This window comes from Bacillus seohaeanensis, assembly GCF_042684945.1.
Lineage (GTDB): Bacteria > Bacillota > Bacilli > Bacillales > Bacillaceae_B > Rossellomorea > Rossellomorea seohaeanensis.
The window spans coordinates 1-18,673 of the sequence record NZ_JBHUMF010000002.1; the positions used below are offsets into that span (position 1 = coordinate 1).

General features: G+C 35.3%; 20 protein-coding genes. 14 read left to right on the forward strand and 6 right to left on the reverse strand.

Features of this window, described 5'->3' with window-relative positions; all coding sequences use genetic code 11:
- Positions 1–277 precede the first annotated feature (277 nt).
- The gene (locus tag ACFSUL_RS00635) at positions 278–487 is read right to left on the reverse strand and encodes a hypothetical protein (RefSeq protein ID WP_377931731.1); all 210 of its coding nucleotides are present in this window, start codon (positions 485–487) and stop codon (positions 278–280) included.
- Positions 488–640: 153 nt separating this feature from the next.
- Here ACFSUL_RS00635 and ACFSUL_RS00640 point away from each other — a divergent pair, with 153 nt between their 5' ends.
- The 11 genes from ACFSUL_RS00640 (at position 641) to ACFSUL_RS00690 (ending at position 9,736) form a co-directional block, all read left to right on the forward strand.
- A complete protein-coding gene (locus ACFSUL_RS00640) occupies positions 641–1,123 on the forward strand; it encodes a hypothetical protein (RefSeq protein WP_377931733.1) in 483 nt (160 codons plus the stop codon).
- 161 nt (positions 1,124–1,284) lie between these two features.
- Entirely contained in the window at positions 1,285–1,797 is a 513-nt protein-coding gene (radC, locus tag ACFSUL_RS00645) for a RadC family protein (RefSeq protein ID WP_377931735.1), read from the forward strand.
- Positions 1,798–1,812: 15 nt separating this feature from the next.
- On the forward strand, positions 1,813–2,121 hold the full coding sequence (locus ACFSUL_RS00650) for a hypothetical protein (protein ID WP_377931737.1): 309 nt from the start codon (positions 1,813–1,815) through the stop codon (positions 2,119–2,121).
- Position 2,122: 1 nt separating this feature from the next.
- Entirely contained in the window at positions 2,123–2,383 is a 261-nt protein-coding gene (locus ACFSUL_RS00655) for a hypothetical protein (protein WP_377931739.1), read from the forward strand.
- A gap of 400 nt (positions 2,384–2,783) precedes the next feature.
- The gene (locus tag ACFSUL_RS00660) at positions 2,784–3,662 is read left to right on the forward strand and encodes a tyrosine-type recombinase/integrase (protein WP_377931741.1); all 879 of its coding nucleotides are present in this window, start codon (positions 2,784–2,786) and stop codon (positions 3,660–3,662) included.
- Between the two features lie 189 nt (positions 3,663–3,851).
- The gene (locus ACFSUL_RS00665) at positions 3,852–4,220 is read left to right on the forward strand and encodes a hypothetical protein (RefSeq protein ID WP_377931743.1); all 369 of its coding nucleotides are present in this window, start codon (positions 3,852–3,854) and stop codon (positions 4,218–4,220) included.
- A 1-nt stretch (position 4,221) separates the two neighbouring features.
- Positions 4,222–4,524, forward strand: a complete 303-nt coding sequence (locus tag ACFSUL_RS00670) for a DUF960 family protein (RefSeq protein WP_377931745.1) — start codon at positions 4,222–4,224, stop codon at positions 4,522–4,524.
- A gap of 189 nt (positions 4,525–4,713) precedes the next feature.
- Positions 4,714–5,187 carry a hypothetical protein gene (locus ACFSUL_RS00675; protein ID WP_377931747.1) on the forward strand — a complete coding sequence of 158 codons (474 nt, stop codon included), beginning with the start codon at positions 4,714–4,716 and terminating at the stop codon, positions 5,185–5,187.
- 535 nt (positions 5,188–5,722) lie between these two features.
- On the forward strand, positions 5,723–6,358 hold the full coding sequence (locus tag ACFSUL_RS00680; RefSeq protein WP_377931749.1) for a hypothetical protein: 636 nt from the start codon (positions 5,723–5,725) through the stop codon (positions 6,356–6,358).
- A gap of 316 nt (positions 6,359–6,674) precedes the next feature.
- A complete protein-coding gene (locus tag ACFSUL_RS00685; RefSeq protein WP_377931751.1) occupies positions 6,675–8,696 on the forward strand; it encodes a DUF927 domain-containing protein in 2,022 nt (673 codons plus the stop codon).
- A gap of 302 nt (positions 8,697–8,998) precedes the next feature.
- Entirely contained in the window at positions 8,999–9,736 is a 738-nt protein-coding gene (locus ACFSUL_RS00690) for a tyrosine-type recombinase/integrase (protein WP_377931753.1), read from the forward strand.
- Positions 9,737–9,880: 144 nt separating this feature from the next.
- Here the strand turns inward: ACFSUL_RS00690 and ACFSUL_RS00695 are convergent, their stop codons facing one another.
- Positions 9,881–11,290: a hypothetical protein gene (locus ACFSUL_RS00695; RefSeq protein WP_377931755.1), complete on the reverse strand. Its 1,410-nt coding sequence runs from the start codon at positions 11,288–11,290 to the stop codon at positions 9,881–9,883.
- A 313-nt stretch (positions 11,291–11,603) separates the two neighbouring features.
- Here ACFSUL_RS00695 and ACFSUL_RS00700 point away from each other — a divergent pair, with 313 nt between their 5' ends.
- The gene (locus ACFSUL_RS00700) at positions 11,604–11,948 is read left to right on the forward strand and encodes a PH domain-containing protein (protein ID WP_377931757.1); all 345 of its coding nucleotides are present in this window, start codon (positions 11,604–11,606) and stop codon (positions 11,946–11,948) included.
- A gap of 227 nt (positions 11,949–12,175) precedes the next feature.
- Here the strand turns inward: ACFSUL_RS00700 and ACFSUL_RS00705 are convergent, their stop codons facing one another.
- The 4 genes from ACFSUL_RS00705 to ACFSUL_RS00720 all read right to left on the reverse strand — a co-directional run bounded on the left by ACFSUL_RS00705 (position 12,176) and on the right by ACFSUL_RS00720 (position 14,030).
- Positions 12,176–12,676, reverse strand: coding sequence for a hypothetical protein (locus ACFSUL_RS00705; RefSeq protein ID WP_377931759.1), 501 nt, complete (start codon positions 12,674–12,676; stop codon positions 12,176–12,178).
- Positions 12,676–13,122 carry a GIY-YIG nuclease family protein gene (locus ACFSUL_RS00710; RefSeq protein ID WP_377931761.1) on the reverse strand — a complete coding sequence of 149 codons (447 nt, stop codon included), beginning with the start codon at positions 13,120–13,122 and terminating at the stop codon, positions 12,676–12,678. The genes ACFSUL_RS00705 and ACFSUL_RS00710 overlap by 1 nt, the downstream gene beginning before the upstream one ends.
- A 225-nt stretch (positions 13,123–13,347) precedes the next feature.
- Entirely contained in the window at positions 13,348–13,557 is a 210-nt protein-coding gene (locus ACFSUL_RS00715; RefSeq protein ID WP_377931763.1) for an XRE family transcriptional regulator, read from the reverse strand.
- A gap of 251 nt (positions 13,558–13,808) precedes the next feature.
- Positions 13,809–14,030, reverse strand: a complete 222-nt coding sequence (locus tag ACFSUL_RS00720) for a hypothetical protein (RefSeq protein ID WP_377931765.1) — start codon at positions 14,028–14,030, stop codon at positions 13,809–13,811.
- Between the two features lie 421 nt (positions 14,031–14,451).
- On the opposite strand from ACFSUL_RS00720, the gene ACFSUL_RS00725 reads away from it, so the two are divergent.
- Together ACFSUL_RS00725 and ACFSUL_RS00730 are read left to right on the forward strand one after the other, a co-directional pair.
- On the forward strand, positions 14,452–16,431 hold the full coding sequence (locus tag ACFSUL_RS00725; RefSeq protein ID WP_377931767.1) for a hypothetical protein: 1,980 nt from the start codon (positions 14,452–14,454) through the stop codon (positions 16,429–16,431).
- Positions 16,432–16,580: 149 nt separating this feature from the next.
- The gene (locus ACFSUL_RS00730) at positions 16,581–18,098 is read left to right on the forward strand and encodes a hypothetical protein (RefSeq protein WP_377931769.1); all 1,518 of its coding nucleotides are present in this window, start codon (positions 16,581–16,583) and stop codon (positions 18,096–18,098) included.
- Positions 18,099–18,673 lie beyond the last annotated feature (575 nt).

Consider the following 18,673-nt stretch of genomic DNA (forward strand, 5'->3'; position numbering starts at 1 on the left):
ATTTCTATCCGAACAATTAAAGGGAAGACATTTAAAGAAACCGCAGAGAATTATGGTAGTTCTGCCACTACCATTGTTCGTCGCTTTGATGCATGGATAAAATTTGCTGGTTCCATTCAAAAATGACTATCTAAACTTGATACAAAAGAAAAACCTCTTGAAATAGAGTTTTTTTCATGCTGTATATATAAATCCGAATATTACAAAAATAAAAAGGCATAAAAAGCCCTATTGTCATGACAGTGAATTTTTTAGTTTTCAAGGAGCAGTGTAATAGTTAGATGACTTGAATTTCTTCCATCAATTTATTTACAGTCCACCCTTCTAAGGTATCTTTGTATTTGTAAACGAATTTGCGAATGATGTCTCTTGGACGATCTTTGATTATTTTAATGAAAGCGAGAAACTCATGACAGTCGTTTTTAAAAACCTTTTCAAGAAGCAACTTCTCAGCTTTAGGCATAGCTCCATATTCTTCGGAATTCATAAAGCCATTCGATTTGTTCTTTAATTTGTTGAACAGGAATATTAGCACTGTTATTCCTATTCGTAAGAAAAGATATTTAGTGAAGAATCTATTAAGTGTGCTATGATAGGTGTGACTATTAGACAAATGCTTTTCAGATAGGGATGAAATGATTTGAAAGGAAAAGAGATTAATTCATTAAAAACGTTTGAAGAATCGTGCAAAAAACAGTTTCTTAACTATCCAGTTTATGAATATACAAGTGAACAAATTGGGAAAAGCTTTATAGAAAAGTTTCAAGTTAAATTTAAAATGAACTCTACTGATTACATACAGACTTTTAAGGATTCGAGTCCTTTAGGTTCAACACCACTCACAGAATTCAATGATACTGTGAATTCAAATGAGTTAACAAGACTTTGTAATAAAGTTATTAACATTCCTTTTGTTCAGTTTGGCATTGAAGCAGCACCATATCAATTTGAATATCTAGATAAGGAAGTTGTAGTGGAATTCCGATTACTTAAACCTTATGATGTTACCTATCAGACTGATAACACTAAAGTTGCTATATGGAAACTACTCACATTAGTTGTAGGTCAGATTGATGATGATGCAGAAGTATTAAATAATTTTGTGGTTCGAAAGATTCACTAGTACATGGCTCTGTGGAGATTAACATCTTTACAGGGCTTTTCTTTTTGGCAGAATCCGAATCAAATAGAAAGATAAGATTATATTATTAAATTGATATAGTCTTAATAAGCTCTAATTCCTTTCGAGGAGTTAGGGCTATTTTTATTTGAGGAGGAATTAGTATGAATCATTACAAAGCTTCAGAACCAAAGCAAATGCAACTACTAGAAGGAGGAGTCAAAATGAAGAATCAACCAGCGAAGCGAGTGAACATTGTAAGCCTAAAACTAGTGAAGGAATCAAGCCTACTTTACAAGGGGCGTTGTGTTCGTAGTCCAGAGGATAGCTATCAATTGTTGAAGCAATTCTTAGGTGAGGTGGATAGAGAATATTTTGTCGTGGTTTGTTTGGACACGAAGAATCAGCCAACAGCGATTAATATTTGCCACATTGGAAGTCTAAATGCAAGTATTGTCCACCCAAGGGAATGCTTCAAGCCTGCTATTTTAAGTAATGCAGCATCCATTTTAATCGGGCACAACCATCCTAGCGGACAGGCAACACCTTCAAGGGAGGACGTCGAAGTAACGAATAGATTAGTAGAAGCAGGTAAAATCATAGGTATTGACGTTCTCGACCACATCATTTTAGGTGATGGTGAATTCGTATCATTAAAAGAAAAAGGGTACATCTGAAAGGGGGATAGAAAGATGAAAGAGACTAATTGGTTTGTAGAAACACTTGAAAAGGAGTTTTTAGTCGATGTTAATAAGGACCAAGTTAGCTATGAAGGTAATGAATTGTGCTTGGATGAAATCGACGAGTCCCTTATCCCGTCTGAAATGACAGAAGGATTACCTGAAGTACTCCTATTTGAAACAATGATTTTTGAAGATGAGGTAGGAACAGAATGGATTGGAATCATTGCTTTGCATCCAAGTAATAGGGAATGGTTATTGCAAATCATCTTGAAAGACGGAGTACCAGTACTAAGAAAAAGAATAGAAGAGGAGAATTGAGATGCCAACATACCACAAAGTCATTATGAATGGTCAAGTATTCTTTAGAAGTTTTGATGAAAGCACAGGATATTACGAAGAAGAACTGTTGACAGAAAAGGAACTAACCCAACGATTACTAGAGGACGCAGTAACATCTGAAATTGATATTGATGAAGATGAGATTGAAAGAGCCATTAATTACATTCCATCTAGTTTCCAAAGAGAAATGGTTCAAAACTACATCACCTATCTTGAAGCTGTTGTGGAGTCATTGGAATAAGCTCACGACATTTCTTAGTGAAAACTTACGACAAAAGTAAAGGCAGAAATGTAGAGTGGAATAAAATCCAATATTACCATACAAAGCAACCCATTTAGCCTAGGAAAAACTCACGTCATTATTATATTACTGTCGTGAGCTCACCTTGAAAGGGGGTGAAAAGAATGCTGGAGAAAATCATTGTACCTGTGGTCGTTGCGGTAGCTACCGAAGTTGTAAGAGAAATAGCAAAAGATAAATAATAGAAAGGTGATGTTCATTAATGAAAGTCTTTCCTTGTCAATGTGGCTGTACATGTCCCATGTGTACAATAAAAGATATTATTGATATTGTGAAAAAATAAGGAGTCATGAATGCAAAAAAAGCGTTCATGGCTCTTTTTATGTTAGGAGGAAAAGGCATGAATGAACTAGCAAAAGCCTTTCAACAGTGGCTTACGGAAGAAGGACGATCACCAAAAACAATTGAATCCTATGTAGGTGACATTAAAGGGTTCCAAAAATATTTGTCTGAGAAGGCGGCAACTGAATCAAAGCCGCTTTCACGTTTTTCTTTTGTAAGGTATAAGCAATATTTATTAGACAACAAGTATAAGGTGGCTACAATTAGCAAGAAAATCAATAGCTTAAAGGTTTATAACGACTTCTTGCAAAGCAAAGGGTTAGTAGATGCCAATTATATTCAATTGAAAAAGGATAAAGTCCAAATAGCTGCAGGAAGTGAACATACCGTTACGGCTTTATCTGAAGAAGAAATTGAACGGCTACTCTTCTACCTTGAGGATCACGCAAAAGTCAGCATTAGAAATAAGTTAATAGCCTATCTCCTTTTATATACAGGTGTTCGAGTGACAGAATTAGTAAATATTAAATTAGCTGACATAGATTCATTAACTTACAGCCTAACGGTAAGGGGAAAAGGTGGAAAGGTTAGAGAAATAAGTTTGCGTCAAGATGTGCTACAACTAATAAAGCAATACCAACTAGGTGAACGAATGCAGTCACGCTTCCAGGAAAGTGAGTACTTGCTAGTCAGTCAACGAGCCAAAAAGATTCATAGGGATAGAGTCCGAGGGTGGTTAAAAATAATATCTAAGGAACTAGGGTTCAAACTTCACCCGCATTTGTTTAGACATACATTCTGTACGCGTTTGCTTCATAAGGGAGTAGATTTAACAACAGTTAGTAAACTAGCAGGACATTCAACCGTTAACATGACTGCAAAGTTTTACATCCAAACAACACGACAGGAAAAGCAGAATGCCGTTGACCGATTGTAGAACATGGAAAATGTACAACAAGAAATCGGCAGTCCTCGCCCGCGGTTCCAGAAAAGAAATTCTCAGATCGCTCGATTTTTGAGGAACGAGTGCAAAAGGTCTCAAGGAAAAAATGGACACCGATTTTTCCTTTGCTCCACTCGAAATGGACAAATGGAAAAGGAATGAAAATGTACAAGGAGTGATTTCATGAAAAGAATACAAACCATTGCAGATATTGAAGCGTTAAAAATACAAAGTAACATAGCCAAAAGCTTTTTAAATGTCGTTGAGTTAGAATTCATGAATTGGTTTGAAGCTGAAGGAACAGAAGAATCACTTACTTCTTTCCGGTTACCTAACCATGCATGTATCTATTATTTAGAAGGTGAAAGAGATACTAGTTTCATAGCCAATCAGTCACTATTCATAGAATATGTAGAGAAAGAAGTAACGGATGATTGTACTTACTTTCGCATCGGCATCATGAACGATCATGAAATGAGTGTAATTTTCTTTGTAGAAGGAATGCTTGATGAACAGTTTGAACAATCGCTACAGGAAAGGAGTTGCGACTAATATGTTTGAAAGAAATAAGCCGTTGTATATGACGAAAGCAGTTTCTGAAGAGTTAAGTGAAGAACATCTAAATTTCATTGTTGAGTACCTACTAAATAACCAAGCAAAACTAGATGACTATTTACAGGTATTTGAGTTCTATATAGAAAATAACGAACAATGGCTTATACAAAGACAGGAGATACCAAATAGAGAAACAACTATATATGTACAATTGAAAAGGAGTAAGCCAATTAATCGTAAGGTATGGGTCATGGATCAAGGCAGTGAAGGAGTCATTGTGTTATTCCCAGAAGATTATTGATGAATAGTTACTGCTTGTTTACTTAATGTAGCGTAGGCAAGCAGTAATGGCTCATCGTTTTCGGTAATCATTATAGCAGCCATTTTTTTATTTCTCCCTATACACAGATATAAAAACAATAAAATAATGGGTCTACGTAGATGTAGACGTAGATGTAGACCTAAACAATGATAAAGGGAGAGATAAAAAATGGACGGATATTATGGAAGAAGGAAAAGGAATCTTGATTTGAGCCACTTGAAACAGCCATTACCAAATAACGACCTGGATCATACAGAATATGAATTAGAAGAGGACTTCGAAGAAATTGAATTGGAACCAGAGGAAGATGAAGAAGAACTGGAAGAAGGATACGAAGAGGAAATAATAGAATACGAGGAACCATCGGAGGAAGAGCAAGTAATAGTAAATAGCCAATCCACAGACGTTAATGAGATAGCAGCTAATCCACTATTCATTGATGGAAAACCATTTGTACCAAAGCCAATAAAGAAGAAGCAAACCTTTGCGGAAACCCATGTACGAATTACAACTTACCTTGAAAAGAATATTCATCAAATCATTCGGATGTTGCAAAGCCAGGGACAAATTGAATCGATTACGAAGTTTGTGAATGATAGTGTTAAGGAATACTTAATGAATAATTACCATAACGAAAATTAATAGTAATTGATATTTATTGATATAAATAATCGTCCCATAGCTCATTCGGAGTTATGGGACAAAGTCATGAAAAGATGAGCAGAGAAAAATATTTTAAAAATGTTTTTGCGCAGAAAAGAAGCCTACCATAACCCTATTAGTAAGCGAGGACTGCCGAATAGGAGAAATGCACAAAACAGAAGTAGTAATGCAGCAACGAAGTTAAGAAAAAAGGCTATTGACATAAAAAGAGTACCAGTTTAGTATAAAGTCAACAATTAAATCAAAACTACAATCTATTGATTGTTGCTGATAAGGAAGCTAACTGGTGGATAAATCTACTTATCCGTGTCCATGCTGACTAAAGTCATTACTCAGGCATTAACTGCGTGTGAAGCCTGCTACAGACGCCTTAGCAACAAAGATTTCATGTAATTGGAATGGGGAACTATACCCTTTTCATTGAAGTCTTTGTTATGCTTTGGCGTCTTTTTTGTTGCTTAAAAAAGATGCTGAAGCTTGATTTAGTTGAACTTTAAAAGGGAGAGATCAAGCAATGAAAAAGAGAAGACAAGTAACAAGTGCAACTAATCAAGCAGAGGTAGAAATCGAATTAGAGGACCAAGATGCAGCGTATGCTGAAGGGGTTGACCTAGAAATAGACATGGTTGATGAGCTGGACTTATCCGATGACACAGAAATAGACATGGATGACCTTGAAGACACAACTAACGATGATGAAACTGACGAAGAATCGAATGATCCAGATGAATCGACACAAGATGAGGATATCGAAGAATTAGATTTTAATCTTGACGATGTAACTCCATCTATTTCTAAAACTGTGAGCCGAATTCCAGAAGCAGGTGTCCTATCTGTTGTGAATTCGAAAGACAATGGAAAGCGTGTTGCTATTGCTCGTGACGTACATCAAAAATTAAGTGAACCTTCAAGCTTACAAATAGGCTTCATGAATAACTGTATGCTTCTTGGCAAGCAGTTAGGAGATACGTACACTTCTTATCCACTAAGAAAGCAAGGAGCAAAGCAAATGATCTACAGTAAAGCCTTGGTTGAGCAAATTACTAATCATTTTCAGCTTGATTTTAGCAACCGTACATCTATTACATTCCATTCGGTAACTTACAAAAAGATGAACGACCAAGTCATTGCTATCATCAGCAAGAATTAATTATTGACTCTTCTGACCTAAGAATGAATTTGCCTTGACCCATTGTAAAAGTTAGTACATCAAGGGAAGCACCCGCATGACCCTGTTGACGCTGTCATGAGAATGAACTTTAGAACTGTGCCTTATTAAGTACGATTTGTAGAAAGCCTAGAGTTTCTTATGCGTTCAACTTTTGACCTTCTAAGGAATTACTCAAAAGTGTGTTAAGTCAGAGGGGTCTCACGGAAAGCAATGGGTCGGCAATAAGAATGCGTGGTGTTGATTTGTTTATTAGGTTAAGCGGTATTATCCATTCTACACGGAGGAGGATTTGCGAATGAGTCATAGCCAAAAGGCTGAAATAGATTTAGATATTATGCAAGAGACAGATGAATTTTACCAAGAAGAAAACTATTCTAACAGTCGTTTTCCATCGACATCTAGAAGAAGAAAAAAGATTACTGATTTTGATGAAATGGACTTAGATAATTTGGAAATGATTGATGATGAATTTGGTCAAGAAATAGAAACAGAGCAGTTAGATGTTGAAGTGCAGGAAATAAAAGATGTTCCTCTTGTTCAAAAGAGTGAAAAATATAGGCGTTCCGATACATCATCGAATAAATATGTTAAATCTTATATTCCAAAAGGCAACTATGGCTTTTTCCGAGTAAAGGGAAGTACGTTATATACGGTGGATAAAAAAGATGACGGAACGGAAAAAGAAATATTGCTTGGAAACTTGGTATACATCAAAGAAGTTATTGAACGAACAGATGAGAAGGAAATTCATGTATTTTTAGTTTTACGCTACTGGTTTCACTCCCAATGGTATGAAGTAACAATAGGTAGAGAACAGCTCCAAGTAAATGAGTTATCAAAATTAATGTCTACAGGGATGGACGTACCCTCCCATAAAGCTAAACGAGTTGCGATTTTTCTAAGCTATCAAGAATCTGAAGCACCGAAACGATACGAGCATATACATTTAGGATGGAAGGTTGATGAATCAATGGAAAATTATAAACATCAAAACATAATAGGAAATTCAATTAAACCATCAAGATATGGTGGAGACTTCTCCCTTCAAAAAGGTGACTTATCTGGATGGATAAATGTAGTTAACAATGAGGTCATAGGGCATACTCCATTGGAATTTGCTCTTGTGGCTGGATTATCTTCTCCACTTGTATCTTGGGTAGCACGAGACTTCGACATGGAAGTACTTGTAATCCATGCGTATGGTGACACTTCTAAAGGTAAAACAACGGCAGCTCGAGTGTTTGTTTCACCATTTGGTCGACCTGCTCGAAAGGATGGGGGACTTATATTATTGTGGAAAGCAACGCAGAATGCAATAATTGCCCAAATTTCAAACAATCATGGTATCCCTCTTGCTCTTGACGAGGCTTCGATGAATCGATTAAAAGACTTTACAGAAATGATTTATTTGCTTGCGGAAGGTAAGGAAAAAGCACGAATGACGAAAGATATTAAACTACGAGATCAACGTACATGGTCAGGAACGTTCTTCTCTACAGCTGAACACTCTCTTTTGATGAAATCGAATCAAAATGGTGGATTATTAATTCGACTACAGGAATTTGGAAATGTTTCTTGGACAAAGGATGGGGATCATGCCGAACGTCTTCGCAGGGGATTATTGCAGCATTATGGAGAAGCTGGACCAATCTTTGTTAAATTTATAGCAAAAAAGGGAAAAGATACTGTTTATCACTTGGTCTCTCAATGGAGTGAACGCTGTCTAGAAAAAATGGAGATTCAGAATGGATTATCTCAGCGGTTGGCTCAAAAGTATGGGTTACTAATGGCAACAGCGGAGTTAGCCAATGAATGTTTTGATTTTACGATTGACCTTGATGACCTCTTAGATTTCCTGATTCAGCATCAACAGTCCGTAGCTCTTGAGGGAGATTACAGTGAACGAGCCTATGCTTCCTTCAAGCAACTGGTCATTCAACACCGAACAAAGTTTGCTAGAGATTCAGAACCTCCAATTGCTCATGAAACATGGGGGAAGATTTTTACCAAAGGGAATGGTATTGAGGTTGCTATTCTTAAAGAAATATTCAGGGAAGAGATGATTAAAAAAGGATTTGAAAATCCACAACAGATTCTCTCGAAGTGGAAGAGCAAAGGATTACTTGATACTGAAGCATCAAAACTTACGAAGAAGAAAACAATTCCAGGTACAGTGAAACGAGATATATTTTTGGTTCGTTTTGAAGAAAACTTTTTGAATGTAGTGGAAAATCCAATCGTAAGGCATTGGCGGAAACAAGGTGACTTTATTCAAACAACGGAAGAAGAAGTGAACGATATTGGTGATTTGGGTTGACCCATTGACCTTCTGACAGACAAAGAGAGACCCGCTGGAATTTCCCTGTTAGACATGGATTTAACGCAATTGACCCGCTTGACCCTCCCCTTTTTGCGTCTTATTCGTAAAAAATTTTGGTGATGAGACTTTCCAAAAAATATTTTTTATGGATTGGGTCAATTGGGTCGTTTCTTCGACTTTCCTTGAGGGGCATGGAAAGAAGATTGGTTCTTTCTCTTGGTCTTCTGTGAGTCCGTTGGGTCAAACTCAATCTATTATTCTTTTAAAAATAAATGAAATGAAAAAGGAGCGAATTTTTAATGAAGAACTATTATAATCAAAACCATTTAGAAAAACCTATGGGGTTCAAACCTTTTCGCATATATTCCAAAGCTTATCTAGAGGGATTACTAGCAAAAAATGCAAGTGAGGAAACAGTCAATGGTTATGGTAAAGACCTAGAGATGGTCAACCGTTTCCTAGAAGAACGCTATAATGGTTTAGTCGTGTTAGCAGATGTACAAACAAAGGATCTGGAAGACTATTTAGCAAATTTAAGAACAAAGAAAAACTACCAACCAGCTAGTGTTAATCGTCATCTAAACACATTAAGGTCTTTTTATAACTATGCTGTTAAAAAAGGATGGACAACCTACCATGCGGCAGCACCTATTGACCAATTAAAAGTACCTAAGAAGGAACGTACTTTTATTGAAGAAGATGAATATAAAGAATTGGTTAACGCTATAGAACATCCAACCATTAAAACGGTCATTCAATTCTTATATTATACAGGGTTGAGAATTACAGAATGCCTATCATTAACTTTGGATGAGGTTAATTTGGAACGGAAAACGGTTCACGTTAAAAACGGGAAAGGGAATAAAGAACGTGTTGTTCCAATAAATGATAAGCTTTTACCCATTCTCGTTGATTACGTAGAATCTATTCGTCCTTCTGTGGATAGCAATCGATTTTTTGCCCTAAAAAAGACAGGAAAGGTATCTGACGTGTATGTGGATAAAATTTGCTGGTTCCATTCAAAAATGACTATCTAAACTTGGTACAAAAGAAAAACCTCTTGAAATAGAGTTTTTTTCATGCTGTATATATAAATCCGAATATTACAAAAATAAAAAAGGCATAAAAAGCCCTATTGTCATGACAGTGAATTTTTTAGTTTTCAAGGAGCAGTATAATAGTTAGATGACTTGAATTTCTTCCATCAATTGATTTACAGTCCACCCTTCTAAGGTATCTTTATATTTGTAAACGAATTTGCGAATGATATCTCTTGGACGATCTTTGATTATTTTAATGAAAGCGAGAAACTCATGAGAGTTATTTTTAAAAACCTTTTCAAGAATCAGTTTTTCTTGTTTGGGCATAGACTTATACTCCTCGCTATCTATAAATCCATTACCCTTGTTCTTTAGTTTGTTAATCATATACCAGATTCTATGTTTCCTTTTTCCTTTATTAGTAATAGGAGAGTATTTTGCAATGACGGTATCTGTACCCTTTTTAAAAATATAAATGACTTTATCATTGTATTTAACTAGTACTTTCTCCCTTTTAAACATTTCTGGAACAGTATAATGGTTTTTTTGAAATGTAATCGTTCCGTGATTTGAAACTGTACATTCCTTTTGATGAAAGAAGATAAATTCTTTTTTTGGTAATGGGAGAAGGTATTTTCTTTCGTGATTGATGAGATTATCACATGTATCATTTTTCCGCGGATGTTTTTTTACATTCAAGTCTCCGATGATTCGATCGACATATTCTTGCACTTCATCGATAGTGTTAAATGAATGGATATACGATTGCTCAAAATGTTTTTTTAGAATACCGACATTGTTTTCTACATTCCCTTTTTGATTTGGACAGTGTGGTGCACAAAAAGTCACATTAAATTGATAATGCTTACTGAGATCCTTGAATAAGGTAGTTAGTTTGACTTCATTATCACTAGTTGATGAAAGCTTTCGAGCAATTCTCATGTTGTCTAAAATGAATAAGCGAGGGACTCCATGCATGTCTTTTATAAATTTCTTAAATGCGATGACAAAGGATTCACCGCTAGCGTTGGGTAATACATAAGCTTTTCTGAAATTACTATAGGGAAATGAAAATACAGCAAGTGAGACTCTAGTAGCGTTCTCTTCATCCTCAATTTGAAGTTGCAATGTCCCCCAGTCGAATTCAACCGCATCTCCTGGCAAGTGAATAATATTCAAATAACCTTCTTTAATGATATTTTTTCCAAACTTTATGAGTTCTTTTACTTTCGTAAATGAAATTTTATATCCCTTAGCCAAGATTAATAAATATATTTCTGTATTAGTTAATTTAATTTTATGGCGAAGATTATAGGTACTCCTTCTCATTCTTAAAAGCTGAACCACATGTTCTTGAATTTCTTTAATGATAGGGTCGTAGATTGACTTTTTAGTAGTGGAAGGGAATATAGAACCTGTATTTCTTAATCTTTTGATTAAGTCTGTAATAGTGTTTTTGGAGACTTTTAGTGAGTCAGCAATTTCACGATATGGTCGTCCTTTCAGAATGAATTCTAAAATTTCTATGTATTTGGCATCTTCTAGCATCATTATGTGTACTCTCCTATTGTTAAATATTAATAAAGTAATAGAATAGCATCCAATACTAGGTTATTAAAGCGATATTTTCCTTATAATTGTATCGAATTTAGTTCTCTAAATAAGTGTTTCGGCAGGGAGAATACAAATGCTGCTAATATACTTAAATATTTTCTTCCTATAGAATTACTTTTATTAGCAATATAATAGGGGAGAATACTTATGTCAAAAATAGAAATACAGATAACAATTACAGGAGAGTACTCTACTTATTCAGACTTTATCTGTGAAGCAGAGAAACTACCCAAGTCTTCTCGGATTATATATGAAAGTTCTTAGTTTATTAAAGAAAAAAATTAAAGAAGACGAAAAAATTTATTTTCATACAACTGGTGCTTTTAAAGGAACAACTTTTGGGTATCTTTATGTGACGGAGAAGCAAGTTGTTTTGGTAGAAGTAAAACCGTTTGGACGAATGGCTGTCCACAATTATGAGTATTCTAAATTTCAGAATGTAGACCATGATTACGCAAAGCTCTTAGGAAGCGAAAACTATATGATTTACTTGAAGAAATCGGGATTACTTGGTGAAAAGACGGAGCGCATTACTCATATTCCCCCAAGGGATTTTCAGGATATCTATGACTTTATTAAAATGCAAATAAGATAGATTATACTGTGTACCGAAAATTTGGAACATGGCGACAAGTTTCTTATCCTAAGTAACCCAAGAAATATTGCAGTTCATTTGAAATATTTTGAGGGAGATTGGTAAACATAAGTATTTTGTAGAAATCTCTGCAGGGCTTTTCTTTTGAAGAAATCCGAAGAAGGGACGCTGGTTCCTTCTTCGGAAAACTCTGTGGAGAACATAATGAGATTGTGTGCTACTTGTTATTATTTTAAATGCTGAAATGCATATTCAATGGTCTGTTCCAGTAATCTTACTTCTGTTACATCTTGTAGTTTTACATCAAGTTGTGTTTTGGAGTACTTATCAAAAACTGAAGGCACTTTATAGGTGTTTAACAAATTTTCAGCTACAATCCTGTAATCAGCTGGAAAATGAAATAATAGTCTATCTTGCCTCATTGTAATAGTGACCGATTTGAATCTAGAGTTTTTACTTTTGAATGGGATACAGTCAGTAACATCAACAGAATAATCTAATTGATTGTCATAATTCGAGACAATGTAATTTAGGACTTGTCTAGCTTTATTTTGATTGGTTTCGTATTTTAATTGAGAGATTATGTTTTCGCTTTCTTCTAAAAACCTTTCTTTATTATTAGAAATTTTAGGATATTCCCTCCCTAGAATATCATCCTTATCTAATTCAGTGTTATCAACTTTGATACCTTTAATCATCCTTTCTAATTCTTCTTTAGCTTGTTTCATTATATAGGTCTCCATTTCTTGTATTTGGGTTGTAATATATATGATAGTAAATGCTCTATAATTTCTTGTTCTCCTTTTTCGTTTAACTCAAGGTAGTATATTTTAACTTCACCTTGATTTTCTTGAAAGAACTTAATTCTATTGTCTTTATCTTTCTTAGGATTTTTACTTAACTTTTTATAATGACTAAGTATTCTATCCCTAATTGGATTACCTTTTCCTATGTAGAGTAGTTCAGATTTATTTTCTTTAATTAACTCAAGTGCATAAATCCCTCTTTCTTTTTTTAATTGACTTTTTATTTTGTCGAGTTGTTTAGATTCTTCTTCACTACTTTGTGGCTTTTTTTGAGAGAAATAAAAGTAATTCCATAATGGAGAAGTTAAAGGAATATATTGCTTGCTTTCTAAAAAATCTTGTAACTCACTTCTTATATCATTCACCATAAAATTCTCCATTTCTCCACTCACAATTTTCTAATGCAACCTTATTTCCGCAGAATGTACAATAAGGGTCCGTTATTTCAAAGTGTCTATCATGGATTAATACGTTATCTAAAGAGCAAGTATTACAGTGCATGAACAATCCTCTAACTAAATTAGAATATTGAATATTTCTCTTTATCCTTTTTAGATTATTAGAATTCATTTTTTCCTCCAATTGATTTAGTCTTAGTCCTCAACCGTTATCACATCATATAAATCATCAACTTTCACCCCTAGTAAGTCTGCTAAATGGAACAAACCGAGGGTGTTTGGATAACTTTTAGAAGCACACCATGCAGAAATAGTATTTCTAAACTTATTAAATATCCTCATAAGGTCTGCTCTAGTGTAATATAATTTATCAATTAACCAGCCGATATTACTTTTTAATTTCATAATTTCCTCACCATGTTATTAATTCGATTTAGGTGTTATTAATTCCTGTTTTTTATATTTGCCACGATTTAGAGGGACACAGGGACAGTAAACTATACCCAATAATATATGGATAAAGTAATAAAGGAACACTAAGCTGTTAATAAATGATCTCATTATTGAGCCGGGGGGCATTTTGTTTAATCTCCATTGGTAAAGATCATGGTTAAAATCTTTATATATTTATTAAACGCTTTAGTTCTCTTAAATTCTTACATTCTTAATTTTTCTTCCACGGATAATTCTTTCTGTGAAGGTTGATAGGCCTTTGCTTGTCCTCTAGTATCTGTTTGTAATCCCAATTTTCCATCTTTATCATAAACTTTTTGCCAATTGTATATTTTTTTCTTTGGTATATCTTTGTCTATAATTTCAAGAGTAAATCCATTTTCAGTAAAAATTATAGTAAGAGATTCCCCGTTAAGTCTATCCAATATAGCCTTAATTTTGAATTGTAAGTAATAGAATGTTCAGAGATACGTACTATATTGTTTTTTTCTCTCCTTCTTTTATCTGCGCTTTCGAAAGTACTTTCTTATTCAGATATAATACTCCGTCCACAATAATTATTTTAATATAAGTGGGTATTCCATTTGTGTACATAGGAAAACTCGAATAATGCTGCTTTTTTATATTCTGGTTATAGTTCATTCTCCCATATTGTTCAATATAAAGAATTATCGTTCTTTATAAAAAACAAAAAACTAAGAAAAAAGTAGCAAATTCATGATAAAGAACAAAAAAGCGTTCTTTTTAACGTATAATTGTCATTATTCAGATTTTTAATTGTTGTATAACGATTCTATACTATATGGGGAGAGGTATTCCAATACTTATTAATAACGGAGGTATAAGATGAAAAAAGGGAAATTTTTAAAAGTATTAAGTACAAGTTTTATTGCAGCATCTTTATTCGGAGGGACAGCAGCAAGCGCGTCAAGCTGGGTATATCAGAAAGAGGTAAATTGGGAGAAGAAAGATTTAGAACAACATATAGACGGAAATCATAATTATTATCAATCCCAATTTGCTAATAATTTCACAGTTCAAAATCAAAATGCTGACAACCTTTGGTTTAGTAGACAAAGAGCTAGAAGTATAAATTATACAAATCTTTACCAAGATTTATATGGAAATAAAAATGGTCAAATCCAAGATTCAGATAACTTCACCAATCAATCTTCCACTAGAACAGGAGCTTTAATAGATCAAGAGCAGGAATCAGCCAATGGGACGATAGGAACACAGATAACAGATGGTAATGATAATGATCAAGATCAAGACTCTTACAATAGTACAGACCAGTCTTCTGATGCAACAGGAGTAGGGCTTAATCAAGAACAAGAGTCCGGAAATGGAACTGATAGTTTCCAAGGTACAATTGGTAATGGAAATGCCCAAGAACAAGAATCGGAAAATGAAACAGACCAAGCAGCGGGAACAATTGGTGTGGGAAATGATCAAGAACAAGAGTCCGAAAATGGAACTGATTTAGATCAAGAGGCCTTTGGCGATGAAAATGATCAAGAACAGGAATCAGAAAATAAAACAGACCAGGCAGTGGGATCTGTTGGTGTAGGAAATGACCAAGAACAAGAATCAGAAAATGAAACAGATTCATATCAAGGAACAGATGGTATTTGGAATGACCAAGAGCAAGAATCAGAAAATGAAACAGATCAAGCAGCGGGAACAATTGGTATAGGAAATGACCAAGAGCAAGAATCGGAAAGTGAAACAGATCAAGCAGCGGGAACAATTGGTATAGGAAATGACCAAGAGCAAGAATCGGAAAGTGAAACAGATCAAGCAGCAGGCTCTATTGGTGTAGGAAATGATCAAGAACAAGAGTCCGAAAATGAAACGGATCAAGCAGTAGGCTCCATTGGTGTAGGAAATGACCAAGAACAAGAGTCCGAAAATGAAACAGACCAAGCAGCAGGCTCTATTGGTGTAGGAAATGACCAAGAGCAAGAGTCCGAAAATGAAACAGACCAAGCAGCAGGCTCTATTGGTGTAGGAAATGACCAAGAGCAAGAGTCCGAAAATGAAACAGACCAAGCAGCAGGCTCTATTGGTGTAGGAAATAAGCAAGAGCAAGAATCGGAAAGTGAAACAGATCAAGCAGCAGGCTCTATTGGTGCAGGAAATGATCAAGAACAAGAATCAGAAAATGAAACAGATCAAGCAGCAGGCTCTATTGGTGTAGGAAATGATCAAGAACAAGAGTCCGAAAATGAAACGGATCAAGCAGTAGGCTCCATTGGTGTAGGAAATGACCAAGAACAAGAGTCCGAAAATGAAACAGACCAAGCAGCAGGCTCTGTTGGTGTAGGAAATGACCAAGAGCAAGAGTCCGAAAATGAAACAGACCAAGCAGCAGGCTCTATTGGTGTAGGAAATGAGCAAGAGCAAGAATCGGAAAGTGAAACAGATCAAGCAGCAGGCTCTATTGGTGTAGGAAATGAGCAAGAACAAGAAGTAGAAAATGAAACAGAGCAAGGAGCAGTTTCTGTTGGTGCAGGAAATGAGCAAGAGCAGGAAGTAGAAAATGAAACAGAGCAAGGAGCAGTTTCTGTTGGTGTAGGAAATGAGCAAGAGCAGGAAGTAGAAAATGAAACAGACCAAACAGCAGTTTCTGTTGGTGTGGGGAATAAGCAGGAGCAAGAAGTAGAAAATGAAACAAACCAATCTTCTTGGTCTTGGGGAAGCTTTTTAGACCAAAGACAAAAATCTAGAACAGAAACAAGCCATACTCAAACTTCCAGTGGGGTAGGAAATAACCAAAGTCAAAGTTCAAGTTCTACAGTTGTTCAAAATCAAAGTGCAAATTAAGGGTTCACCTTGGGAAAGTCTCTACCCACTATAGTGGGTAGAGTTTGTTCTTAAACAAGTAAAGTTTTACTTCAAATATATTAAAGTAATCGTTCTTTGTTTGTTTTACAAAGGAAGGTGAGTTTACTAAAAGAAAGGTGGATACCTTGTTGAAACGAATATTTATAACCCTTTTGACCATTCAATTTTTAATAATTGGTAGTACAACAACTTTGGCTCAATCTCCACCAACTCCAACAGAAGATACAGTTGCACCTCAAACGATAAAGCAGACCCACACTAAAGATGGTGAGGATAAAGCCTCATCTGAAACGGTAAAGCAGACTCAGACTCTGAAACAGACTGAGAATACAGAACAGATTGAAGATGAAGAGGATACAACCGCACACGAAGCTATAAAGCAAACCCAAACGACAGAACAAACTCAAAATGCAGAAAGTACAGTAGAGCAAGGACAGAGTGTTGATACAGATGGAACAGCAGATAAGATAGAACAGGAACAAGATGCGTCAAGCGAAAAATCGCAGGACCAATCTAGTTCAGATGAAAAAGAAGCAAATAAACAAGAGCAAACCGTTGAAATAATAGCTGATCAAAAGCAAACCGTCGAAGGAGCCGATAAAGCAGATGCAGAACAAGACCAAGATGCTTCTTTAGAATCTAACCAATCTCAGCAAGTAACACAAAAAGATGGTCAAAACCAAAATACAAAGGTGACAACGGATCAACACCAGTCGATTAATACAGATGCTAACACAGACTCTGTCGAACAGACACAAGAAACAAACATCAAGACGAAACAAGAAGGTGAGATAGATGTAAAGGAAAATATTAATAGTACGAAACAAGAAACAGAAGTTACTACAACTCAAAAACACGAATCAGAGACATCTGGAGATGCCACAATCAAACAAGAGCAAACTGTTGAGGCATCAGCAGATAAAGAAGCTGAAGATGGTAAAAATGTAGACATCACAGCGACAGCTTCAAATGGAGTAGATATAATTAGAAAAGAGGCAACAAAAACGACCCTCGAAATACTACAATCGATAATAGTTAATGGCGAAAAAAAGGAGTTTAAGAAAACAGTTGATTTAGAAAATGGTCCTTTTGAACATTTTCAAGAATACAGTGAGTCTTTTGAATGGGGAACGCTCTATATTTTAAATAAGGTATCTGTAAATAAAACAGAAGATAATGATATTCATTCATTATTAGATAGCATAATTAAATTAGATTTTTCCCTTACAAAGAAAAAACCAATAGTAGAAAAGCCTGATGATGACCGAGATGACAATGATCGAGATTCTGATGGAGATGGACTAACAAATGATGAAGAACGGGCGTTAGGAACGGATCCATTTAATAAAGATACCGATGGGGATGGAGTTTCTGACTATCTTGAAGTAAGAAAGTTCAAGACAAATCCATTAAATGTAGATTCTGATGGAGATTGCCTAACAGATTATTTCGAGATTATTTATCATTCTTCAAGTAATTCCACTTTTTCTCTTGAAAACATGGTTTATGTACCGGTAGAGTTAAACCCGTTAAACCCAGATACAGACGGAAATGGTACTACTGATAATAATGAGGATTTTGATCAAGATGGGTTTACTAATGAGCAAGAACAATCTAATGGAACAAGCCCTTATGAAAAAAATTGAGAAGAATTTGTTCGTAAAATTGATTGGGCAGGGCACTTATCGCTCCCTAAACTTTAACGAATGGATGCTCTTATCTTTAGGAAAGCTCTGTAGAGAAAAGTCTCTGCGGGGCTTTTTTGTCAGGGGGGGGCATAGGACCGTGTTCCTCGTTTCCTTTATTACACCCGTAATATCTTTATTGAAGGCTGTTTTCTGAAAGGGTGTTGCTTTTAACAACAGTTGAAAATATAGAGAGGATTGGAGCGGAAGATCCTTGACTTCTGCGGGATGCAGGTACATTAGTAAGTTATATCTCACCAATCGAATTTTTATGGGTAGTTAATCCCGTCTATTTTTCTGCTATTCTCTCAATACTTGAGATAGGAGAAGATGATCTGGTAATGCAAGCTGAAAAGGTTCGTGGCTGGTTGCTAATATCCTCAGTTGGAAAGGAAAAACTTCTTAGGTCTTTAGTCTCTAACACCCCATCTATCACAATGAATCAGGACTAAAAACCCCATTAGTTGGAAAATAAATGGAATCAAGTACCATTGAGGCACCATGTTTATTCTGATAGACTAAGTAACAGGTAGAAG

Bases quoted from the DNA above. Each gene is read 5' to 3' on its own strand.
- ACFSUL_RS00635 (WP_377931731.1), bottom strand. From the start codon at position 487: ATGAATTCCGAAGAATATGGAGCTATGCCTAAAGCTGAGAAGTTGCTT.
- radC (WP_377931735.1), top strand. From the start codon at position 1,285: ATGAATCATTACAAAGCTTCAGAACCAAAGCAAATGCAACTACTAGAA.
- ACFSUL_RS00650 (WP_377931737.1), top strand. From the start codon at position 1,813: ATGAAAGAGACTAATTGGTTTGTAGAAACACTTGAAAAGGAGTTTTTA.
- ACFSUL_RS00655 (WP_377931739.1), top strand. From the start codon at position 2,123: ATGCCAACATACCACAAAGTCATTATGAATGGTCAAGTATTCTTTAGA.
- ACFSUL_RS00660 (WP_377931741.1), top strand. From the start codon at position 2,784: ATGAATGAACTAGCAAAAGCCTTTCAACAGTGGCTTACGGAAGAAGGA.
- ACFSUL_RS00665 (WP_377931743.1), top strand. From the start codon at position 3,852: ATGAAAAGAATACAAACCATTGCAGATATTGAAGCGTTAAAAATACAA.
- ACFSUL_RS00670 (WP_377931745.1), top strand. From the start codon at position 4,222: ATGTTTGAAAGAAATAAGCCGTTGTATATGACGAAAGCAGTTTCTGAA.
- ACFSUL_RS00675 (WP_377931747.1), top strand. From the start codon at position 4,714: ATGGACGGATATTATGGAAGAAGGAAAAGGAATCTTGATTTGAGCCAC.
- ACFSUL_RS00680 (WP_377931749.1), top strand. From the start codon at position 5,723: ATGAAAAAGAGAAGACAAGTAACAAGTGCAACTAATCAAGCAGAGGTA.
- ACFSUL_RS00685 (WP_377931751.1), top strand. From the start codon at position 6,675: ATGAGTCATAGCCAAAAGGCTGAAATAGATTTAGATATTATGCAAGAG.
- ACFSUL_RS00690 (WP_377931753.1), top strand. From the start codon at position 8,999: ATGAAGAACTATTATAATCAAAACCATTTAGAAAAACCTATGGGGTTC.
- ACFSUL_RS00695 (WP_377931755.1), bottom strand. From the start codon at position 11,290: ATGATGCTAGAAGATGCCAAATACATAGAAATTTTAGAATTCATTCTG.
- ACFSUL_RS00700 (WP_377931757.1), top strand. From the start codon at position 11,604: ATGAAAGTTCTTAGTTTATTAAAGAAAAAAATTAAAGAAGACGAAAAA.
- ACFSUL_RS00705 (WP_377931759.1), bottom strand. From the start codon at position 12,676: ATGAAACAAGCTAAAGAAGAATTAGAAAGGATGATTAAAGGTATCAAA.
- ACFSUL_RS00710 (WP_377931761.1), bottom strand. From the start codon at position 13,122: ATGGTGAATGATATAAGAAGTGAGTTACAAGATTTTTTAGAAAGCAAG.
- ACFSUL_RS00715 (WP_377931763.1), bottom strand. From the start codon at position 13,557: ATGAAATTAAAAAGTAATATCGGCTGGTTAATTGATAAATTATATTAC.
- ACFSUL_RS00725 (WP_377931767.1), top strand. From the start codon at position 14,452: ATGAAAAAAGGGAAATTTTTAAAAGTATTAAGTACAAGTTTTATTGCA.